This window comes from Pueribacillus theae, from assembly GCF_003097615.1.
Taxonomy (GTDB): Bacteria; Bacillota; Bacilli; order Bacillales; family UBA6769; genus Pueribacillus; species Pueribacillus theae.
Genome location: NZ_QCZG01000118.1, coordinates 1 through 494 on the forward strand (window position 1 = coordinate 1; position 494 = coordinate 494).

Annotated in this window: 1 protein-coding gene; it reads right to left on the reverse strand. The window is 40.1% G+C overall.

What is annotated here, in order from left to right:
• Positions 1–494, reverse strand: a 494-nt coding sequence (locus tag DCC39_RS18945) for a TRAP transporter large permease subunit (protein WP_116556411.1), incomplete at both ends; no start/stop codon positions are given.

Consider the following 494-nt stretch of genomic DNA (forward strand, 5'->3'; position numbering starts at 1 on the left):
ATCTTCGTAATCGTCATAAAATAGTTTAAGAGAAAAGCCATGATGATAATCGCGAATAAAAACCCTGTTGTTTTTAACGTACTTGACATGGCACCGATGAAATTCTTAAATGTAAGCTTTCTTCGAACGAGAGCGATAATAAAGGTGGCAGCGGCACCAATCCCTGCAGCTTCCGTCGGGTTAAACAGCCCTAAGTACATTCCCCCGATTACAATCGCAAATAGAATGAGGATCCAAATGGTCGATTTTAATGAAGCAAATTTTTCTTTCCATGTTATTTTGTCTTTTACTGAAGGAGCCCAATCAGGTTTAATCGTTACGAGTATAAAAATCGTTAACATATAGAGCGCCATAAGGATAATTCCTGGCACAAGCCCGGCAATTAATAACTGGCCAATCGATTGCTCTGTCATCATACCATAGATGATAAACAGTGTGCTTGGTGGAATTAATGGACCTAGCGTTCCACCCGCAATAATGGAGCCGCCAATTAA